Annotated in this window: 18 protein-coding genes; 7 read left to right on the top strand and 11 right to left on the bottom strand. The window is 39.5% G+C overall.

The window, feature by feature from the left end; genetic code table 11:
* Window positions 1–18: 18 nt before the first annotated feature.
* The 4 genes from lysC (at window position 19) to yedE (ending at window position 4,737) form a co-directional block, all read left to right on the top strand.
* Entirely contained in the window at window positions 19–1,371 is a 1,353-nt protein-coding gene (gene lysC / locus RDV53_RS08220) for a lysine-sensitive aspartokinase 3 (protein ID WP_005695884.1), read from the top strand.
* A gap of 129 nt (window positions 1,372–1,500) precedes the next feature.
* Window positions 1,501–2,799 carry an adenylosuccinate synthase gene (gene purA / locus RDV53_RS08215; RefSeq protein ID WP_005695883.1) on the top strand — a complete coding sequence of 433 codons (1,299 nt, stop codon included), beginning with the start codon at window positions 1,501–1,503 and terminating at the stop codon, window positions 2,797–2,799.
* A 64-nt stretch (window positions 2,800–2,863) separates the two neighbouring features.
* Complete coding sequence (locus RDV53_RS08210; RefSeq protein WP_005695882.1) at window positions 2,864–3,529, top strand: DUF484 family protein; 666 nt, start codon at window positions 2,864–2,866, stop codon at window positions 3,527–3,529.
* 146 nt (window positions 3,530–3,675) lie between these two features.
* On the top strand, window positions 3,676–4,737 hold the full coding sequence (yedE, locus tag RDV53_RS08205; RefSeq protein WP_005695881.1) for a YedE family putative selenium transporter: 1,062 nt from the start codon (window positions 3,676–3,678) through the stop codon (window positions 4,735–4,737).
* A 93-nt stretch (window positions 4,738–4,830) separates the two neighbouring features.
* Here the strand turns inward: yedE and ilvN are convergent, their stop codons facing one another.
* The 3 genes from ilvN to fabB form a co-directional block, all read right to left on the bottom strand.
* A complete protein-coding gene (gene ilvN, locus RDV53_RS08200; protein WP_005695880.1) occupies window positions 4,831–5,322 on the bottom strand; it encodes an acetolactate synthase small subunit in 492 nt (163 codons plus the stop codon).
* Window positions 5,322–7,046: an acetolactate synthase 3 large subunit gene (locus tag RDV53_RS08195; RefSeq protein ID WP_005695878.1), complete on the bottom strand. Its 1,725-nt coding sequence runs from the start codon at window positions 7,044–7,046 to the stop codon at window positions 5,322–5,324. Before RDV53_RS08195 ends, ilvN begins: the two co-directional genes overlap by 1 nt.
* A 370-nt stretch (window positions 7,047–7,416) precedes the next feature.
* The gene (gene fabB / locus RDV53_RS08190) at window positions 7,417–8,637 is read right to left on the bottom strand and encodes a beta-ketoacyl-ACP synthase I (RefSeq protein WP_005695877.1); all 1,221 of its coding nucleotides are present in this window, start codon (window positions 8,635–8,637) and stop codon (window positions 7,417–7,419) included.
* A 182-nt stretch (window positions 8,638–8,819) separates the two neighbouring features.
* Here fabB and mnmC point away from each other — a divergent pair, with 182 nt between their 5' ends.
* Entirely contained in the window at window positions 8,820–10,829 is a 2,010-nt protein-coding gene (gene mnmC / locus RDV53_RS08185) for a bifunctional tRNA (5-methylaminomethyl-2-thiouridine)(34)-methyltransferase MnmC2/FAD-dependent 5-carboxymethylaminomethyl-2-thiouridine(34) oxidoreductase MnmC1 (protein ID WP_005695876.1), read from the top strand.
* 31 nt (window positions 10,830–10,860) lie between these two features.
* Here the strand turns inward: mnmC and RDV53_RS08180 are convergent, their stop codons facing one another.
* Window positions 10,861–11,535: a tetratricopeptide repeat protein gene (locus RDV53_RS08180; RefSeq protein WP_005695875.1), complete on the bottom strand. Its 675-nt coding sequence runs from the start codon at window positions 11,533–11,535 to the stop codon at window positions 10,861–10,863.
* A gap of 1 nt (window position 11,536) precedes the next feature.
* Window positions 11,537–12,253 (bottom strand): YwiC-like family protein, encoded by a 717-nt coding sequence (locus tag RDV53_RS08175; protein WP_005695874.1) that lies wholly within the window; start codon window positions 12,251–12,253, stop codon window positions 11,537–11,539.
* 111 nt (window positions 12,254–12,364) lie between these two features.
* On the opposite strand from RDV53_RS08175, the gene RDV53_RS08170 reads away from it, so the two are divergent.
* Window positions 12,365–12,715 (top strand): RidA family protein, encoded by a 351-nt coding sequence (locus RDV53_RS08170; protein ID WP_005698531.1) that lies wholly within the window; start codon window positions 12,365–12,367, stop codon window positions 12,713–12,715.
* A gap of 90 nt (window positions 12,716–12,805) precedes the next feature.
* A complete protein-coding gene (locus RDV53_RS08165) occupies window positions 12,806–13,216 on the top strand; it encodes a Z-ring associated ZapG family protein (protein WP_005695872.1) in 411 nt (136 codons plus the stop codon).
* Window positions 13,217–13,275: 59 nt separating this feature from the next.
* Here RDV53_RS08165 and lolE read toward each other — a convergent pair whose 3' ends face one another.
* The 6 genes from lolE to bioF all read right to left on the bottom strand — a co-directional run bounded on the left by lolE (window position 13,276) and on the right by bioF (window position 18,511).
* Window positions 13,276–14,526 (bottom strand): lipoprotein-releasing ABC transporter permease subunit LolE, encoded by a 1,251-nt coding sequence (lolE, locus tag RDV53_RS08160; protein WP_005695870.1) that lies wholly within the window; start codon window positions 14,524–14,526, stop codon window positions 13,276–13,278.
* Complete coding sequence (lolD, locus tag RDV53_RS08155) at window positions 14,526–15,209, bottom strand: lipoprotein-releasing ABC transporter ATP-binding protein LolD (protein WP_005695869.1); 684 nt, start codon at window positions 15,207–15,209, stop codon at window positions 14,526–14,528. The genes lolE and lolD overlap by 1 nt, the downstream gene beginning before the upstream one ends.
* 81 nt (window positions 15,210–15,290) lie before the next feature.
* Entirely contained in the window at window positions 15,291–15,932 is a 642-nt protein-coding gene (gene bioD, locus RDV53_RS08150) for a dethiobiotin synthase (RefSeq protein ID WP_005695868.1), read from the bottom strand.
* Window positions 15,933–15,944: 12 nt separating this feature from the next.
* The gene (gene bioC / locus RDV53_RS08145) at window positions 15,945–16,724 is read right to left on the bottom strand and encodes a malonyl-ACP O-methyltransferase BioC (RefSeq protein ID WP_005695867.1); all 780 of its coding nucleotides are present in this window, start codon (window positions 16,722–16,724) and stop codon (window positions 15,945–15,947) included.
* Window positions 16,712–17,359, bottom strand: a complete 648-nt coding sequence (locus RDV53_RS08140) for a DUF452 family protein (protein WP_005695866.1) — start codon at window positions 17,357–17,359, stop codon at window positions 16,712–16,714. The genes bioC and RDV53_RS08140 overlap by 13 nt, the downstream gene beginning before the upstream one ends.
* Window positions 17,360–17,368: 9 nt before the next feature.
* On the bottom strand, window positions 17,369–18,511 hold the full coding sequence (gene bioF / locus RDV53_RS08135; RefSeq protein ID WP_005695865.1) for an 8-amino-7-oxononanoate synthase: 1,143 nt from the start codon (window positions 18,509–18,511) through the stop codon (window positions 17,369–17,371).
* Between the last annotated feature and the right edge of the window lie 7 nt (window positions 18,512–18,518).

Below are 18,518 nucleotides of genomic sequence, written 5' to 3'. Positions count from 1 at the left end.
TTTTTAGAGGATTATCTTATGTCTCATTTATCGGTAGCAAAATTTGGCGGTACGTCTGTCGCAAACTATTCCGCTATGCAAGCTTGTGCCAAAATCGTTATTGCAGATCCTAATACTCGCGTTGTCGTGCTTTCTGCCTCTGCTGGTGTAACAAACTTATTAGTTGCCTTAGCCAATGGCGTAGAAGCTGAAGAACGCGCAAAATTAATTGGTGAAGTCCGCCAAATTCAAGAAAATATTTTAAATGAATTAAAAGACGACAGCCGTGTTCGCCCTGTCATTGAAAAATACTTAGAAAATATTACCGCACTTTCTGAAGCCGCTAGCCTTGCGACATCACTTGCTTTAACTGATGAGCTCATTAGTCATGGTGAAATGATGTCAACGCAAATTTTCATTGAAGTATTAAGAGAATTACAGACATCTGCAACCTGGGTTGATGTACGTACTTTAGTGGCAACTAATGATAACTTTGGTAAAGCCGCACCAGATGATTCACAAACTCAAGCGAACTGCGATAATTTATTAAAACCATTAATCGATCGAGGTGAATTAGTTATCACTCAAGGCTTTATCGGTCGTGAACCAAGCGGTAAAACGACTACTTTAGGCCGTGGTGGTAGTGACTACTCTGCTGCACTTTTAGCTGAAGTATTAAACGCAAAAGATGTCTTAATTTGGACTGATGTGGCAGGTATTTATACGACCGATCCACGTGTCGTACCAAATGCACAACGTATTGATACAATGAGCTTTGCTGAAGCAGCCGAAATGGCAACCTTTGGGGCGAAAGTATTACACCCTGCGACATTGCTTCCTGCCGTTCGTAGTAATATCCCTGTTTATGTGGGTTCAAGTAAAGCACCTGAAGCTGGTGGTACTTGGGTAACACGAGATCCGCAACCTCGCCCAACATTCCGTGCAATTGCATTACGTCGCGATCAAACCCTACTAACGCTTTCAAGTCTCAGTATGCTACATGCACAGGGCTTCCTGGCGAATGTATTCACTATCTTAGCGAAATATAAAATTTCAGTCGATACGATCACAACCTCTGAGGTAAGCATTGCATTAACCTTAGATAAAACTGGCTCAGCGTCATCTGGTGTAGAATTACTTTCTCCGGAATTATTAGAAGAATTAAGTCAATACTGCACTGTGAAAGTTGATACAGGCTTATCTCTTGTCGCATTAATTGGAAATGATTTACACCTTGCTTCAGGTGTGGCGAAACGTATTTTTGACACCCTTGAAGGCTATAACATCCGCATGATTAGTTATGGTGCAAGCACCAATAACATTTGTATGCTCGCGATGAGCGACAAAGCAGATGACGTGGTTCGTTCATTACACAAATCATTGTTTGAATAAAAAATTTACTGAAAGTGCGGTTTAAAATAACCGCACTTTTTTACGTTTAAAATTTGAGATTACGACCAAAAAAGAGTAAAGTAATCGTTTGTCTGATTTATAAACTTACGCAAACTTAAGGCGGAAATTATGGGAAAAAGTGTTGTTGTTCTTGGCGCTCAGTGGGGCGATGAAGGGAAAGGCAAGATCGTTGATTTATTAACAGATCGCGTTAAATATGTGGTGCGTTACCAAGGTGGTCACAACGCAGGTCACACTTTAATTATTAATGGTGAAAAAACCGTATTACGCTTAATTCCATCAGGTATTTTACGTGATAACGTGACCTGTTTAATCGGTAACGGTGTGGTGCTTTCTCCTGCTGCATTAATGCAAGAAATGGGCGAATTAGAAAGCCGTGGCGTAAAAGTACGTGAACGTTTATTAATTTCAGAAGCTTGTCCATTAATCCTACCTTATCACGTTGCAATGGATCACGCGCGTGAAGCTGCATTAGGCAAAAAAGCCATTGGTACAACCGGTCGTGGTATCGGTCCTGCTTATGAAGATAAAGTAGCTCGTCGTGGTTTACGCGTGGGCGATTTATTCAATCGTGAAGCCTTTGCTGAAAAATTAAAAAATATCCTTGAATACTATAATTTCCAATTGGTGAACTACTACAAAGTAGAACCTGTTGATTATCAAAAAACATTAGACGATGTGTTCGCGGTAGCTGATATTATTACTGGCATGGTAGCAGATATCACAACTATTTTAGATACTGCTCGTAAAAATGGCGACAACATCCTATTCGAAGGCGCACAAGGCACCATGCTTGATATCGACCATGGAACCTATCCTTATGTAACCAGTTCAAACACTACTGCAGGCGGCGTAGCAACAGGTTCTGGGTTTGGTCCTCGTAACCTTGATTATGTGTTAGGTATCATCAAAGCATACTGTACACGTGTTGGTGGAGGTCCATTCACCACTGAATTATTCGATGAAACTGGCGCAGAAATTGCTCGTAAAGGTAACGAATTTGGTGCAGTAACCGGTCGTCCACGTCGCTGTGGTTGGTTTGATGCCGTGGCCATTCGTCGTGCAATTCAACTTAACTCGATTTCTGGTTTCTGTATGACCAAATTAGACGTATTAGATGGCTTTGACGAAGTTAAAATCTGTACGGCTTATAAAATGCCAAATGGCGAAATCGTTGAATATGCACCACTAGCAGCGAAAGATTGGGAAGGCGTAGAGCCAATTTACGAAACCTTACCTGGTTGGAAAGAAAACACTTTCGGTGTGACTGATGTAAATAAACTACCGCAAACTTGCCGTGATTACATCAAACGTATCGAAGAAGTAACTGGTGTGCCGGTAGCTATCCTTTCAACAGGTCCAGATCGTGTTCAAACAATGATTTTACGCGATCCATTTGCGGCCTAAAACCGCATAAAAATAAACCGCACTTTGGCATAACCAAGTGCGGTTATTTTTTAAGGAGTTTTTGATGACTGAACAAGATATTGCTGACTACCTAAAAAATCACCCGGATTTTTTTACTCATCACCCAGAACTACTTCAACAGCTTACCATTCCTCATAGCCATGAAGAAGGGACGATTTCGTTAGTCAAAGCACAGCTTGCTCAGCAACGAGAACAAATCAAAACGCTCACTCAACTCCTCGAAAAATTTCATCAACTTGCTCATCAAGAAGCAGATATCTTCTTTGCTCTCTTGCCTTTGCAGAAAAAACTATTTCAAACAGAAGACTTTATTGCCATCAATGAAAAGCTTGATGACTGGGCAAAAGGCTATGAGCTAGAAGGTGCCAAAATCTTACTTTTCACTGACAGCTGGCAAAAAAAGGACAGCATTCCTGAACAATATTGTCTAGACCGAAAAGCTTTTGAACTCATTCGCTTAGAGCGTATGGGTTTACGCCAATTCTATTTAGGCGATCTCTCCAATAAAGAAAAAGCCCTCATATTCCTCCCTGAAGAACTCCCTATCGGCTCTGTGGCGATTTGCCGTTTAGGCGGAACACCTCAAAAACCAACCGCACTTTTACTCTTCAAATCTCGAGACACAGACCGTTTCCACAATAACCAAGACACCACATTCCTTCGACATTTAGTCGATGTTGTGGAATTGCATTTGGGAAGATGGAGTTAAAGGTTACTAATATCAATTTATTGATCCCGCTCACAATTTCAAAAAAATAAACTTTCTTTATTTTTCAACTCTTTCTACAATACCTTTGTTTTTATTATTAAAAACACACAATTCAATTTAACTTCAGATATCACAAGGGTCTAATTATGAAATTTTTAACTTGGCCTGTGGTTGCAGGTGCTGCACTTGGTATCGTTGCGCCACTTCTCACTTACAATGGCAATCCTGGTAATATGGGATTTTGTGCGGCTTGTTTCTTACGCGATACAGCTGGATCGCTTGGATTACATCACGCTGCCCCATTGCAATATCTTCGCCCAGAACTCATTGGATTAGTTTTAGGTGCACTCATCAGTGCATTCTTATCTAAGGAATTTAAACCTCGTAGTGGCTCTGCCCCACTTGCGCGTATTAGCTTAGGCTTTTTTGCGATGCTTGGTGCGCTCATTTTCTTAGGTTGTCCATGGCGTGCTTATTTACGATTAGGTGGAGGTGATCTCACCGCAATTGCAGGTATTGTAGGATTATTTGCTGGCGTATTGGGTGGCATTTTCTTCGCTAATCGAGGATTCTCGTTAGGTAAATCTAAGGAACAAAGCCAATCTTCTAGCTTAATCGGTCCAATCTTTGCGGTGATTTTGCTTGTTTTAGCCTTAACCCAATTTAAATTTGGTGAAAATCTAGCGATTTATACCTCTGAAAAAGGGCCTGGTGCACAACATGCGGCTATTTGGATGTCACTTGCTAGCGGATTACTTCTCGGTGTGCTGATGCAAAAATCACGTTTTTGCACAATAGGGGCATTCCGAAACTTTGTCCTCTTCCGTGATGCACATTTATTAAATGGTGTGATTGCACTGATTGTCTTTGCGGCAATAACCAATGCCTTACTAGGCCAATTTCATTTAGGCTTTGAAAAACAACCTATCGCGCATAATGACTATCTCTACAATTTCCTTTCTATGGCGCTTTGCGGACTTTGCTTTGCATTAGGCGGCGGTTGTCCAGGCAAACAATTAGTCAATATTGGTGAAGGAAATAATGACTCAGCATTATTTGTGCTCGGTATGTTACTGGGCGCAGCAGCGGCGCATAACTTTGGTTTCGCGGCTGCCCCTACTGGCGTTCCAACCTTTACGCCTTATGTTTTACTTGCCGGCTTTGTGGTTTGTTTATATATCGCATTCACTAATAAATCGGAAGCTTAATATTCATTCAGAATAAACAAAAAGGAAGTCAATCATGACTTCCTTTTTTCGTTTTCAAAAGTGCGGTCATTTTTAACCGCACTTTCTACATTATTAGAGAATATTTTTCTCACCACGGGAAAGGCTAATTAAGCCTGAACGAACAATCTCAAGTAATGTACTTTCTTCCTTCACAGCCTCAACAAAAGCATCTAATTTGTCTTTTGTACCTGTTAATTGAATTGTGTAGGATTTTGTTGTTACATCCACAATCTGACCACGGAAGATATCGGCTAAACGTTTTAACTCATCACGCGATGAACCTGTTGCACGCACTTTTACTAATAACACTTCACGCTCAACGTGCTCATGTTCACTCAAGTTAATAACTTTAAACACATCCACTAATTTGTGAAGTTGTTTTTCGATTTGTTCGAGTACTTGCTCATCACCCACCGCTTCAATCGTCATACGAGAAAGCGTTGGATCATCGGTTGGTGCCACAGTTAAGCTTTCAATGTTAAATGCACGTTGGGAAAATAAGCCGACCACACGAGATAATGCACCGGATTCATTTTCTAATAAAACAGATAAAATTCTACGCATTATTCTTTCTCCTCTTGTGGTTTGCTTAAAATCATCTCATTCATTGCCCCGCCGCGAACTTGCATTGGGTAAACGTGTTCAGTTTCATCGACGTTAATATCAACAAAGACTAATTTATTTTTAATGCTGAAGGCTTCTTGTAATTTGCTTTCCAATTCATCTGGCGTAGAAATTTGAATTCCCACATGACCATAAGATTCTGCTAACTTCACGAAATCCGGTAAAGAATTCATATAAGTTTGAGAATGGCGGCCTGAGTAAATCAAATCTTGCCATTGTTTTACCATGCCTAAGAAGTGGTTGTTCAAGCAAATTATCACAACAGGAATACCATATTGTGTTGCTGTTGAAAGCTCTTGAATATTCATTTGAATACTGCCATCACCCGTTACACAAACCACAGTTGCTTCAGGATGCGCAAGTTTTACCCCTAATGCAGCTGGTAAACCAAAGCCCATGGTACCCGCACCACCCGAATTGATCCAACGACGCGGTAAATCAAACGGATAATGTAATGCGGCAAACATTTGGTGTTGCCCTACATCCGATGCCACATAAGCTTGGCCTTTTGTGATGCGATATACGGCTTCCATGACTTGCTGTGGTTTAATGACGCCTGAAGTGCGATCGAAATCCAAGCATTTTTTCGCTTTCCATTCATCAATTTGTTTCCACCAATCTTCTAATTGGTTTTGTGGACGCGAACCAATTTCTTCACCTAATAAGCTTAAGAACTCATCCAATACATTTTTCGCGTTACCTACAATTGGAATCGCAACAGGGACGTTTTTAGAAATAGAGGTTGGGTCAATATCAATCTGAATCACTTTTGCATTCGGACAATATTTATCTAAGTTGTTAGTAGTTCGGTCATCAAAACGAACACCAACACCAAGGATTAAATCACTTTCATGCATGGCTGTATTGGCTTCATAAGTCCCGTGCATCCCAAGCATGCCTAAAAATTGTTTGTCCGTACTTGGGTACACGCCTAAACCCATTAACGATGAGGTGACCGGTAAATTTAAACGTTTTGCGAACTGTATTAATTCTTCATGACAACCTGCCGCAATTGCCCCACCGCCCACGAATAAAACCGGTTTTTTAGCCACTAATAATGCTTTTAATGCTTTCTTAATTTGACCTTTGTGACCATTTACCGTTGGATTATAAGAACGAAGCTCTACAGATTTTGGATATTCGTAAGGATATTTTAAAGTTGGATTTACGGTATCTTTTGGAATGTCTACGACAACGGGACCTGGACGGCCTGTTGAAGCAATATAAAAGGCTTTTTTCAAGATACCTGGAATGTCTTCTGCTTTTTTAACAATAAAGCTGTGCTTAACCACTGGACGAGAAATCCCCACCATATCACATTCTTGGAACGCATCACGGCCGATTAAGCTACTCATTACCTGACCAGAAATGATCACCATTGGTACCGAATCAGTATAAGCGGTCAAAATCCCCGTAATCGCATTGGTTGCACCTGGACCAGATGTCACTAACACACAACCTACTTTACCTGTCGCACGTGCATAACCATCTGCCATATGTACCGCGGCTTGCTCATGACGAACTAAAATATGCTCAATCCCACCAAGAGTATGGATTGCATCATAAATATCCAATACGGCACCGCCTGGATAACCAAATAAATACTCAACGCCTTCGTCACGCAAAGACTGAACCACCATTTCCGCACCGGATAATTTCTTCATATTTTACTCCTAAAACTGACCGCACTTTTATTTGTTACGATTCGTGTCAAAACAATGGAAACATCATACCGAAAGAAAACGGCTTGTCCAGCATGAGAAAAGTCTAAAAAAATGAATTAAAAAGCATTAAAAACCAACAAAATCCAAATATTAAGATTTAAATAAAGATAATTAATATAAAAAGCAGAAAATCGTAGTTTTATATGGAGTTTTATAAAAATAAAAATTTTTTATTCTTTTATTCAAAATTTTGAGCCAGATCACATTTTAAGCGTCAATTTCTATGATGATTAAGGAGAAAGGGATGGATTATAGGAAATAACCGCACTTGGAAGATCCAAAGTACGGTTAAATTTTAAGAGGTTTTTACTTAGCCGTTATAGCGTTTGAACACTAAAGTCGCGTTTGTACCACCGAAACCAAAGCTGTTTGACATGACAGTTTGTAAGCCTGCATTTTCTTTTGTTTCAGTCACGATATTGCAGCCTTCTGCCGCTTCGTCTAATGTTTCGATATTAATGCTTGGTGCAATGAAGTCATTGTGTAGCATTAATAAGGTATAGATTGCTTCGTGTGCACCTGCTGCACCTAAAGAGTGACCGGTCATTGATTTGGTTGAAGAAATCGCTGGGATTTTGTCACCAAATACATTTTTGATTGCACCTAATTCTTTCACGTCACCAACTGGTGTTGATGTACCGTGTACGTTGATGTAATCAATTGGAGTATCTACCGTTGCCATTGCTTGTTTCATACAACGCTCTGCACCTTCACCGCTTGGCGCTACCATGTCGTAACCATCAGAGGTTGCACCGTAGCCCACGATTTCTGCGTAGATTTTTGCGCCACGTGCTAATGCGTGTTCTAATTCTTCAACCACTACAACTGCACCACCACCTGCGATAACGAAACCATCACGGTCTGCATCGTAAGCACGAGACGCTTTTTCTGGGGTATCATTGTATTTAGTTGAAACGGCACCCATTGCATCGAATTCTGTTGCACATTCCCAAGATAATTCTTCCGCACCACCAGCGAAAACCACATCTTGTTTACCTAATTGGATTAATTCAACTGCGTGACCGATACAGTGCGCAGACGTTGCACAAGCAGAACTGATTGAGTAGTTCACACCGCGGATTTTGTAAGGGGTTGCTAAACAAGCTGACACACTTGATGCCATCGTTTTAGTTACTGCGTAAGGACCAATTGCTTTCACACCACGTGGACCACGCACTGCATCACAAGCGACTAATTGGTTGTGTGCAGAACCGGTACCCGCACCGATTACAAGACCAGTACGGTCATTTGAAACTTGATCTTCTGTTAAACCTGAATCTTCAATCGCTTCACGCATAGAAAGGTATGCATAAGCTGCCGCATCACCCATAAAACGATACACTTTACGATCGATGTGCTCGCTTGGATCAAGTTTGATTGTGCCGGCAACATGGCTACGCATTTTCATTTCAATAAACTCAGGCACGACTTCAATACCAGATTTACCTGCTTTTAATGAAGCCAAAACTTCTTCTTTGTTGTTACCGATACTTGAAATAATACCAAAACCAGTAATTACAGCTCTTTTCATTCTTTATTCCTTATGAGTTAGGGGAAATTTAATTCAACTTACAGTTGTTAGCTGAACGCAATTTACTATGAAATGAAAATATTGCAAGCAATAATTCATTTGTTCGACCAGTTAAGTTTTAACCGACTCAAAATTTCCGTGCTATTATAAAAGAATTTGATAAGGCAAAAAAGGGCTAACACATGTTCACCATTCAGCACGCAAAAATTCATTTTAACCAAGAGAATACGCCTGTTTCGGATAAATTTGATGATGTGTATTTTTCTAATCAAGATGGTTTAGCGGAAACGCATTACGTGTTTTTAGAAGGCAATCAGTTGTGGGAGCGCTGGGTTAATTATCAAGAAGCCCATTTTGTTATTGCTGAAACGGGATTTGGCACTGGATTAAATTTCTTTGCAGTGACCTCTCTATTCCGTGAATTTCGTCAAAAATACCCAGATTCGCCTTTAAAACGCCTTTATTTTATCTCTTTTGAAAAATACCCTTTGCCACTTGATGCATTACAACAAGCCCATTTAGCCTATTCACAATTTTCTCACCTAGCTGAACATCTACAACAGCATTGGCTTAATCCCATTCAAGGTTGCTATCGTTTTCATTTTGATGAAACCTCGTTAGATCTTTGGTTTGGTGATGTCGCTGAAAATCTGCCACAGCTTGGCGATTATATGAATGATAAAATTGATGCGTGGTTTTTAGATGGTTTTGCGCCGAGTAAAAACCCCGACATGTGGAACGAGCAGCTTTATCAGCAAATGTTTCGTTTTACTAAATCACAAGGCACCTTTGCGACCTTTACTGCGGCAAGTGCGGTCAGAAAAGGCTTAGAAAATGCAGGCTTTGATATTACGAAGCGCAAAGGCTTTGGTAAAAAACGAGAATGTCTTTCTGGTCAAAAAAAACATGAAAAAATGACTGCACTTTCAGCTCCCTGGTTTCATAGTCAGTCCGCTAATCTAAACGAGCAAGATATTGCCATTATTGGTGGCGGGATTGCCTCGCTTTGTACGGCTATCTCCTTGCTTAAACGCGGAGCAAAAATCACAATTTATTGCGAAGATGAGCAAACTGCCCTTAATGCCTCTGGCAACAAACAAGGCGCTTTTTATCCGCAACTGAGTGATGATAACGAACGCAATATTCGTTTTTATATTCATGCCTTCGCCTATGGTCATCAATTACTACAATGGGCAATTCAGCACAAAATTGAATTTGAACACGAATTCTGTGGAGTCGCGCTTTGTGCTTACAATGAGAAAGCTGAAAGTAAATTAAATAAAATCGCTAAGCTGAATTTGCCTTCTGATTTATATCAGTCATTAAGTCAAACTGAATTAAGCAAAAAAGTGGGCTTACCGTTACCTTTTGGGGGCGGTTTTATTCCTCAAGGCGCTTGGCTTGCACCACGTCAGTTAGTTCAGCATGCTTTTGCCTTTTTAGAAAAACAAGGTGTCCAGATTAAAACATCACAAAAAGTAACCGCACTTTCGCAAACAGAAAATGGTTGGCAAATCACTACAGCTGAAAATAAAACTTTCTGCCATGAAGTGGTTGTTTTAGCAAACGGATATAAACTCACTGATTTTGAGCAAACACAAAAACTCCCACTCTATCCTGTTCGAGGACAAGTGAGCCAAATTCCAACATCGGAAAAGTTACTTAAACTCAAAACCGTGTTGTGCTATGACGGCTACCTGACACCAGTCGATCAAGCGAAAACCAGTCATTGTATTGGTGCCAGTCATGTTCGTGATAATGCGACTCGTGAATTTAACCTAACCGAACAACAAGAAAACCAACAAAAAATTCAGCAAAATATTCCTGAAGAGTGGACAAAAGAAGTAGATACATCGGGCAATCTTGCTCGAATCGGTGTACGTTGTTCGGTTCGTGATCTTACGCCAATAATGGGGGCTGTTCCTCATTTTTTAGCGCAGCAAACACAATATCAAAATTTGTTTAATTTACGCCGCCGTAAACAGCCAATAGAACAGGCTGCAAACTACCCTAATCTCTATTTAATCGGCGCATTAGGCTCACGAGGATTAACCTCTGCACCATTTTTAGGGGAAACACTGACTTCCTTAATTTATGGCGAGCCCTTACCGATGAGCGAAGATCTGATTCATAACTTAATGCCAAACCGCAGTTGGGTCAGACGCTGGTTGAAAGGTGCAGAGGTGAAATAAAAAAAGTGCGGTTAAAATCAACCGCACTTTTTTAATACAAGCTTAAACGCTGTAATCGCTGTCTGGCGATTTCTTTGATTTCATCCTTTTTCGCCGTATTCATAATTTCCAAATAAAGCAATTTGGCCAAACCAATATTGACTTGTGTCCCAATCCCTTCTTCATACAAACGAGCCAAACGGAATCGCCCCTCATTACTACCCGCATTAGCGGCTTTTTGGAACCATTCAAAGGCTTTGGTAAATTCTTTCTGATTGGTATAAATTTCCCCTAATGTAAGCATGGCATCAGGATCTTTTGTTGCACTGGTCTCAAATAATTTAATCGCTTGAGCGGTATCTTGTTTCACATAGTTGTTGCCGTTGAAATACATGACCGCCAAATTATTGATGGCTTTAATGCTGCCTCGCTCAGCAGCTTCGCTAAACCACCAATAAGCCAACTCTTTATTTTCATCCACTCCACGGCCTAAATTATAAAGCATTCCTAAATTGCTTTGTGCTTGTAAATTACCTTCCAAAGCTAAAGGATACATAATTTCAAAAACGGCTTTCCAATCTTGTTTCTCGGCCAGTTTTTGCGCCAGATCCATTTTTTGCTGTTCTGTCATTTGTGCTTTATCCACTAAATCAATGGTTTTCATCGCAAATGCTGAACTGCTGAAGGTAAGCGTGGTGAGGAGTAAAAGTTTGGCTAATGTCTTCATCTTATAATGTCGCTATCAATAAAATAATCAAAAAAATGGCGGATGTTCCGAATTCTATTAGACCGACTTGCTTAACCGAAAGTTTCTTGGTTGGTAAATAAATGGCACGAATTAACGCCGGCACAAAAGCAAGTGACAAGACATATTGCTGGGTAAACAAGCAGCCGAGCACACAAAGCACGTGGAAAATAATAGAGGCTTTGAGATAAAGCGGATTTTTACGTTCACGCATCATTGATTTGACGTAAAGCGTCGTACCAATAAAAAATAAGCTTGGATACAATGCTACCCACCAGATTTTTTCATCAAAAGTGCGGTCAGAAAAATAATAGGATCCCATGCCTGCAAGGGCAAAAATTGCAATACCCGCTAAATCATTGAGAAGATTGCGTTCATCTTTTTTCTTGGTGTAATAGATACTCACCAACACAAAAGGAAACATGGCCGCAATAAAGAAAAGAATTTGCCAGTTATAAAAAATGGCAGGAAGCGCAAATAAAAAAGCTGCGACACCATAGATGATTGTCCACTTTTTATATTCCGCCATATTTTTGCCTTTAAAGAGACTAAGCATTGGGTAACTCAGCAAATACATGGTGAACCAAGCTAACAGCAAAAAGAAATGCGCCCAAACAGGTGAAGCTAATAACATACCGTAAACAAAAGGCAATAATGCCATCACAATGGCGCCATATTGATTCGAAATCAGGAGTTTCATAGTTTCCTTTAGTTGATAAAAATTCTCAATTATTTTATCTCACAATTTCTTGATTTACAAAGTCTAAAACCACCTTTAGAATGGAATTATCTTCATCAAAAAGGAGCTATTATGTCGATTCAACGCATTCAACCAAGCAAACGCTTTTCTGAAGTCGTTATTCATAACAACACCGCCTATTTTGCTGGTCAAGTACCGGAAAAAACCGTTAAGCAAAATGCTTACGAACAAACCAAAGAAGTCCTTTCACTGATCGATAAATTATTGGCAGAAATTGGTTCTGAAAAAAGCAAAATTCTTACCACGCAAATCTTCCTTGCTGATATGGCAGATTATGCTCAACTCAACCAAGCATGGGATGAATGGGTCGATAGTCAAAATCCACCAAGCCGAGCAACAGTAGAAGCGAAACTTGCAGATCCTGATTGGAAAGTTGAAATCGTGATTATTGCAGCTGTGTAAACAATGCTTTTTCAAAATGTGATCAACCGCAAAGAAACCTTTTTGTTTTTCCTTTACACTAAACACTGAATTCAAAATAAGGAGTAATGTATGCAATCATGGATACCAGAAATATGGCAAGCCGCTGTGATTGGGCTTGTGGTTGGCGTAATCTTAGGCTATTTATTATTACGTTTAACGAAAGGCTCAGTTAAAAAACAAGTTCAGACAGAAACTGAGCTAAAAGAAGTGAAAACACAGTTAAGCGATCAACAAGCACAACTTGAAAAACATTTCGCGGAAAGTGCCGAATTATTTAAAACCTTAATTGGGGATTATCAAAAACTGTATCGTCATTACGCGGTTTCCTCTGAAGCTTTACTCGGTAACAAACCTGCCAATAAAGGTTTATTTACTCAACAGCTAGTGACAGCCTCATCAGAAAGTAAATCTGAAGAGCCTCCACGTGATTATTCCGAAGGTTCATCTGGCTTATTAAAAACAGATAAAGAAAACCAATAATGATTAATGGTTGAACAATAAAAAATCAGGGATTAAATACTTAATCCCTGATTTTTTTATTAATGATTACTCAATACTTGAGCCGGTTGTAACTTCGCGGCTCGACTGGCTGGATAAAGACTGGCGAGTAAACTCAATACCAATGCTGCCACGAGAACTAATACAACATCGAACCAATGTAATTCACTTGGTAAGAAATCAACGAAATAGATGCCATCTGATAACAGTTTTTTACCAAGTAATGTCTCGATGCCTTGAATAATCGGCGTGAGATTCAGTGCGAGTACGACACCTAACACGATACCAATCAAACACCCTTTCATTCCTGCAAGCAAGCCATACCAAATAAAGATTTGTTTAATAAATCCATTATTCGCCCCTAGGGTTCGCATAATCGCAATATCACCTTGCTTGTCCTTTACCGCCATAATTAAGGTTGAAACGATGTTAAAACACGCTACCCCAATTACAAGCACCATGGCGATATACATCACTGTACGAATAAGTTGAATATCACGATACATATAGCCAAATTTTGCCACCCAGTTTTGAATGTAAAGCAGTTGTGGATAATCATTTAGCATCGAATAATCCATTTCTTGTACCTTGAATGGATCATCAACTTTCAATTCAACACCGGTAATTTGATCTTCGCGATACCCCATTAATTCTTGTGCTTGAGGCAATGCCAGTAAGGCATAACTGTGGTCTAACTGACCATCTAAACGTAAAATAGCGGTCACTTGAACACGCTCACGATTAGGTTGAGCCATTTGATCTTCGCCATTCGGTTGAGAGATTAATAACGACACCCAATCGCCTGCTTTGACATCTAACGCTTTGGCAATACCAGAGCCCAGCACCAATCCTCCTTCTTCTGCGAATTTTTGCCAGCCATCGCCTTCCACAAACTTACTAAGAGAACTCACTTGATCTTCAGCTTGTTTATCGACCCCTTTCACTTGTACAACTTTAAGTTTATTGCCATTTTCAACTAAGGCAGTAAAACTCACAAAAGGTGAAAGTGCGGTAATTTTTTTGTTCGTTTTTAGACGTTCGGCTAACTTCTGCCAATGATTTAATGTGGGGTCATTACCCTGTGGATTTACTGTAATTTCTACATGCGGCACGACAGCCAAAATGCGCGAGTTTAATTCACGCTCAAACCCATTCATGGCACTTAACCCCACAATCAACACTGCTACACCAAGGGCGATACCAATTGCAGAGAATTTTGAAATTAACGCAACTAAAGGATTTTTCTGCTTACCACGTTGATAACGCCAGCTAATAAAAAATGGCGTATTCATTATACACCTTCCTTCAAAATACCATCTTGCATGACTAAACGACGTGATAATTTTTCAGCAAGCCCCATGTCGTGAGTGACTAATAAAAAAGCGATATTTTGCTCTTGGTTAAGTTGTTGAATGAGTTCAAAAATGCTTTCTGTAGTCTTGTGATCGAGATTCCCTGTGGGCTCATCCGCTAAAACTAACGATGGATTATTCACTAAAGCACGGGCAATCGCGACACGTTGACGTTCACCACCCGAAAGTGCTGATGGACGGTGAGTAATGCGATGACTTAATCCCACCGCACTTAGCATTTTTTCGGCACGATCTTTCGCTTCTGTTTTATTTTGATGACCAATCAACATCGGCATCATCACATTTTCAAGTGCGGTAAAATCCGCCATTAAATGATGGAATTGATACACAAATCCTAAATAACGATTACGCAAAGCAGATAATTCATTAGCCGATGTTTTTTGTAAGGATTGTCCATTAATAAACACTTCCCCGCTACTTGGCTGATCAAGTCCCCCTAAAGTATGCAATAAAGTACTTTTCCCTGAACCTGAGCTTCCTACAATCGCAACCAACTCTGCGGGTTCCATAGAAAAAGAAACACCTTTTAACACTTGCGTTTGATTTTCACCTTCTTGATAAAATTTATTGATGTTTTCGCATTTTAATAAATAGTTATTCATTTTTTACTCTTTTTAACCGCACTTTAGCAGCAAATCATCTCATTAAAAACTTGCGCGAGTCTATCACACTTTTTCCTGAGCTTAAATTTCAATACGCTCAAAGCATTCAAATCCCGTCTCAGGAAAATATTTTTTAAGATAACCCTTTAAATAACCTTGCGTCTCTTGACTAATGATAGAATCGTATTCTGGATAACCGTTATACATTACGCTTAGCACTGGCACACCATGAGAACGACAGGCCTCTAAACTTAATAATGTGTGGTTAATACTACCTAATTTTCCCGATGTCACTAAAATCAACGGGTAATTGTTTGACTGGATATAATGTAACGTCGTCGCCTCGTCACAATAAGGCACCATTAATCCACCAGCCCCCTCCAGCAGCACATAATCATATTTCTCTGCCAGAAGTGCGGTGGATTTTTCAATAATTTTTTCATTAATTTCTCGCCCCTCGAGCTTTGCAGCTAAATGAGGAGAACAAGGGTATTCAAAAAGATAAGGACAGGTGTCGCCTTGTAAATCTTCTGCTGTCAAATCAATCCCTTGAATCTTTCGATGTACAAGCAAATCATCAGCGATATTTTTACAGCCTGTTTGAATCATTTTTTGTGTAATAACGGAAAAGCCTTGTTCCATCAACTTTTTAGCATAAATGCCTGTTGCAACCGTTTTACCTACATCGGTATCAATGCCCGATACAAAAATAACCTTGCCCATAAATACGCCTTACTAATTTCCAGCATGAGAATAACGTGCGATAAAAAACAATGGATGATAAGTTAAGCCCACTTTACCCGATGGCAAACTAAAAGCCTGTAAGTAATCATCAACAAATTTGTTGAGATTTTTTCTTGTCCAATTTTTCTGGTTAGTCGCTGTTACACCTGTATATTTCAGATGTTTGAGTACATCCAATGGCGTATCAAAGTCTAGTATTACATTAAAATCGTCACACCATAAAAGCTCAAAATCATTGGCTAACCAATTTTGCCATTGAGATAAATTCGGATAACTTAACCCCACATTCGTCATTTGGCGAATCTCTTTTAAATTATCTTCACCAAAGCTCGTCATCGCCAATAAACCATTAGGTTTCAATCCTGTTTTACAATGGGAAATAAAATTGTCAGGATGATGGAACCACTGTACAGCTGATGCACTTGCAATCAAGTCAAATCGTCGTTGAAAAGGAAAGTTCTCTGCATCACTACAATAAAAATCAAAGGGTTGAATTAGTTTTTCAGCGAGTAGAGAATGCACATCGCACAAATCATTAAATAACCAATAATTGGCTGAAATCTGTTTTTGCAACAACGTACTCAACATACCAGAACCGCAACCGAGTTCCAAAACGCTATCTAGTGACCCATTTGGTAAATAGTCTTGCAAATGCATCATTAACTTAATATTCATTTTTTGTTGAATTAATGCATGTTCATCATAGCTATTTAAGGCTTTTTGGAAGGCGTGTTTAATGCGCGATTTATCTACGGAAGTTAATGATTCCATAATGCCGACCAGTGGGTAAATCTTGAAAACACATAATGCTCACCTTCTATTTCCTGAACCGCACAACGCGATGCCCAATATTGGTGCTGATTAGCTGGTATAAAAATTTTATCGCGAGAACTAATCCATGTATTTGTCCAGTGAATAAGATCTGTGCGTTTATCTTGCTGAATCATCGCAAAAAGTGCGGTGAGTTCTTGATGAATTTCGTTAAATGGTCGTGCAGAAAATTGTTGATAACGTTCAAAAGATACTTTATCACCACAGATTCTACGTTCAAACTTTGAACGAGTATTTTCTTCGAGATTCTCTAGCGTACCTTTAAAAATAGCGTAAGGAATACCGAAGCTATCATCACAAGGTAAACCTGTACCATTCACTGCTGTTGCAGATTGTAAGGTAATTCCTTGTAATACTCGCTCTGCCACCCAAACCCCCATTGACCATGCAACTACACGAATTTGCTGATAAGCAGAAAAATCAAAATCTAACGTCAAATCTTGATAATCGTAGCAAATTAATAAATTGTGATTTGTTGGCAAAATCAAATGAGCCACAGCATCAAGAGGTGTCCCCCAACCAGCAAAATAAACTATTAAATGCTCACCTTGATGATCATAAAATTTCGTTTTCACATTATTTCCTTATAAGCATGCCACAAACTGTTTTACTTCATCCATTGTCATATCTGCCGTCAAAGATAATCGTATTCTGGATGTACCTTTTGGTACTGTCGGTGGTCTAATCGGCAAGCAATAATAACCTTGCTCTTGCAGAGCTTTCGCCTTAGCGAGGGTTGCTTCGTTCTCACCTAAAATATAGGGAACGATGCAAGTTTGGCTTGGCATTATTTGCGTTCTATGCTCCACTTCTTGGCGTAAAAATGCACTTAACTGCTCAAGATGCGTTCTTTCTTTTGAAAGTTGTGGTAATCGTTCAAAAATAAAATGAGTCCAAGCCACGTTAAACGGCGGAAGTGCGGTTGAAAAAATCAATGGACGCATTTGATTAATCAAACATTCTTTTAATATTTGATCACAGACGACATAAGCGCCCATTGAAGCTAAGGCTTTACCAAAAGTGCCAACCAATAAATCTATATCAGCTATCACATTAGCTCGTTCGGCAATACCTAATCCGTTTTTACCGTAAACACCTATTGCATGGGCTTCATCCACATAAAGATAAGTATTTGGAAACTGTTTTTTTAATTGAACAAGATAGTTCAAATCAACTACATCGCCATCCATACTAAAAACCGATTCCGTTACAATAAAAGTGCGGTCAAATTTTCCGGCATTTTTTTCGAGCAGATTCTTTAGATGTTCATAATCATTATGACGATAACGAAAGAACTCACATTGGCTTAAACGAATACCATCAATCATACTGGCATGCACTAATTTATCTGCCAAAATTAAACTTTTTGTTGTCGTCAACGCCGGTAAAATACCAAGATTGGCGTGATAGCCACTGTTAAATAATAAAACGCTTTCTCGTTGGAAACGTTGAGCAATAAGCTGCTCAAGATCGGTATAAACAGGAAAATTTCCCGTTAATAAACGAGACGAAGAACTGGTAAAAGAAGGAAAATTATCGCCATATTGCTGTAAAAAAGACTGGCGCAAGTTTTCATTCGATGCCAAACCTAAATAATCATTCGATGACATATTCAACATTTTGCAATTTTCTCGCATAATATATCGTCCTTGATGAACTAAATCTGGAATTGAACGATATTGATTTTGTGCGCTAAGCTGTTCCAGTTGCTGTTTGAAAGCATCCATTTTTTAT

The organism is Haemophilus parainfluenzae ATCC 33392 (assembly GCF_031191205.1).
Taxonomy (GTDB): domain Bacteria; phylum Pseudomonadota; class Gammaproteobacteria; order Enterobacterales; family Pasteurellaceae; genus Haemophilus_D; species Haemophilus_D parainfluenzae.
The sequence above is the reverse complement of the archived record's forward strand: the minus strand, read 5'-3'. Positions and strand labels throughout refer to the sequence as shown.

Excerpts from the sequence above, each read along its gene's own strand:
- yedE (WP_005695881.1), top strand. The coding sequence starts at position 3,676 with ATGAAATTTTTAACTTGGCCTGTGGTTGCAGGTGCTGCACTTGGTATC.
- RDV53_RS08195 (WP_005695878.1), bottom strand. The coding sequence starts at position 7,046 with ATGAAGAAATTATCCGGTGCGGAAATGGTGGTTCAGTCTTTGCGTGAC.
- ilvN (WP_005695880.1), bottom strand. The coding sequence starts at position 5,322 with ATGCGTAGAATTTTATCTGTTTTATTAGAAAATGAATCCGGTGCATTA.
- RDV53_RS08165 (WP_005695872.1), top strand. The coding sequence starts at position 12,806 with ATGCAATCATGGATACCAGAAATATGGCAAGCCGCTGTGATTGGGCTT.
- lysC (WP_005695884.1), top strand. The coding sequence starts at position 19 with ATGTCTCATTTATCGGTAGCAAAATTTGGCGGTACGTCTGTCGCAAAC.
- lolE (WP_005695870.1), bottom strand. The coding sequence starts at position 14,526 with ATGAATACGCCATTTTTTATTAGCTGGCGTTATCAACGTGGTAAGCAG.
- fabB (WP_005695877.1), bottom strand. The coding sequence starts at position 8,637 with ATGAAAAGAGCTGTAATTACTGGTTTTGGTATTATTTCAAGTATCGGT.
- RDV53_RS08170 (WP_005698531.1), top strand. The coding sequence starts at position 12,365 with ATGTCGATTCAACGCATTCAACCAAGCAAACGCTTTTCTGAAGTCGTT.
- RDV53_RS08210 (WP_005695882.1), top strand. The coding sequence starts at position 2,864 with ATGACTGAACAAGATATTGCTGACTACCTAAAAAATCACCCGGATTTT.
- bioC (WP_005695867.1), bottom strand. The coding sequence starts at position 16,724 with ATGGAATCATTAACTTCCGTAGATAAATCGCGCATTAAACACGCCTTC.
- bioD (WP_005695868.1), bottom strand. The coding sequence starts at position 15,932 with ATGGGCAAGGTTATTTTTGTATCGGGCATTGATACCGATGTAGGTAAA.
- RDV53_RS08180 (WP_005695875.1), bottom strand. The coding sequence starts at position 11,535 with ATGAAGACATTAGCCAAACTTTTACTCCTCACCACGCTTACCTTCAGC.
- purA (WP_005695883.1), top strand. The coding sequence starts at position 1,501 with ATGGGAAAAAGTGTTGTTGTTCTTGGCGCTCAGTGGGGCGATGAAGGG.
- bioF (WP_005695865.1), bottom strand. The coding sequence starts at position 18,511 with ATGGATGCTTTCAAACAGCAACTGGAACAGCTTAGCGCACAAAATCAA.
- lolD (WP_005695869.1), bottom strand. The coding sequence starts at position 15,209 with ATGAATAACTATTTATTAAAATGCGAAAACATCAATAAATTTTATCAA.
- mnmC (WP_005695876.1), top strand. The coding sequence starts at position 8,820 with ATGTTCACCATTCAGCACGCAAAAATTCATTTTAACCAAGAGAATACG.
- RDV53_RS08175 (WP_005695874.1), bottom strand. The coding sequence starts at position 12,253 with ATGAAACTCCTGATTTCGAATCAATATGGCGCCATTGTGATGGCATTA.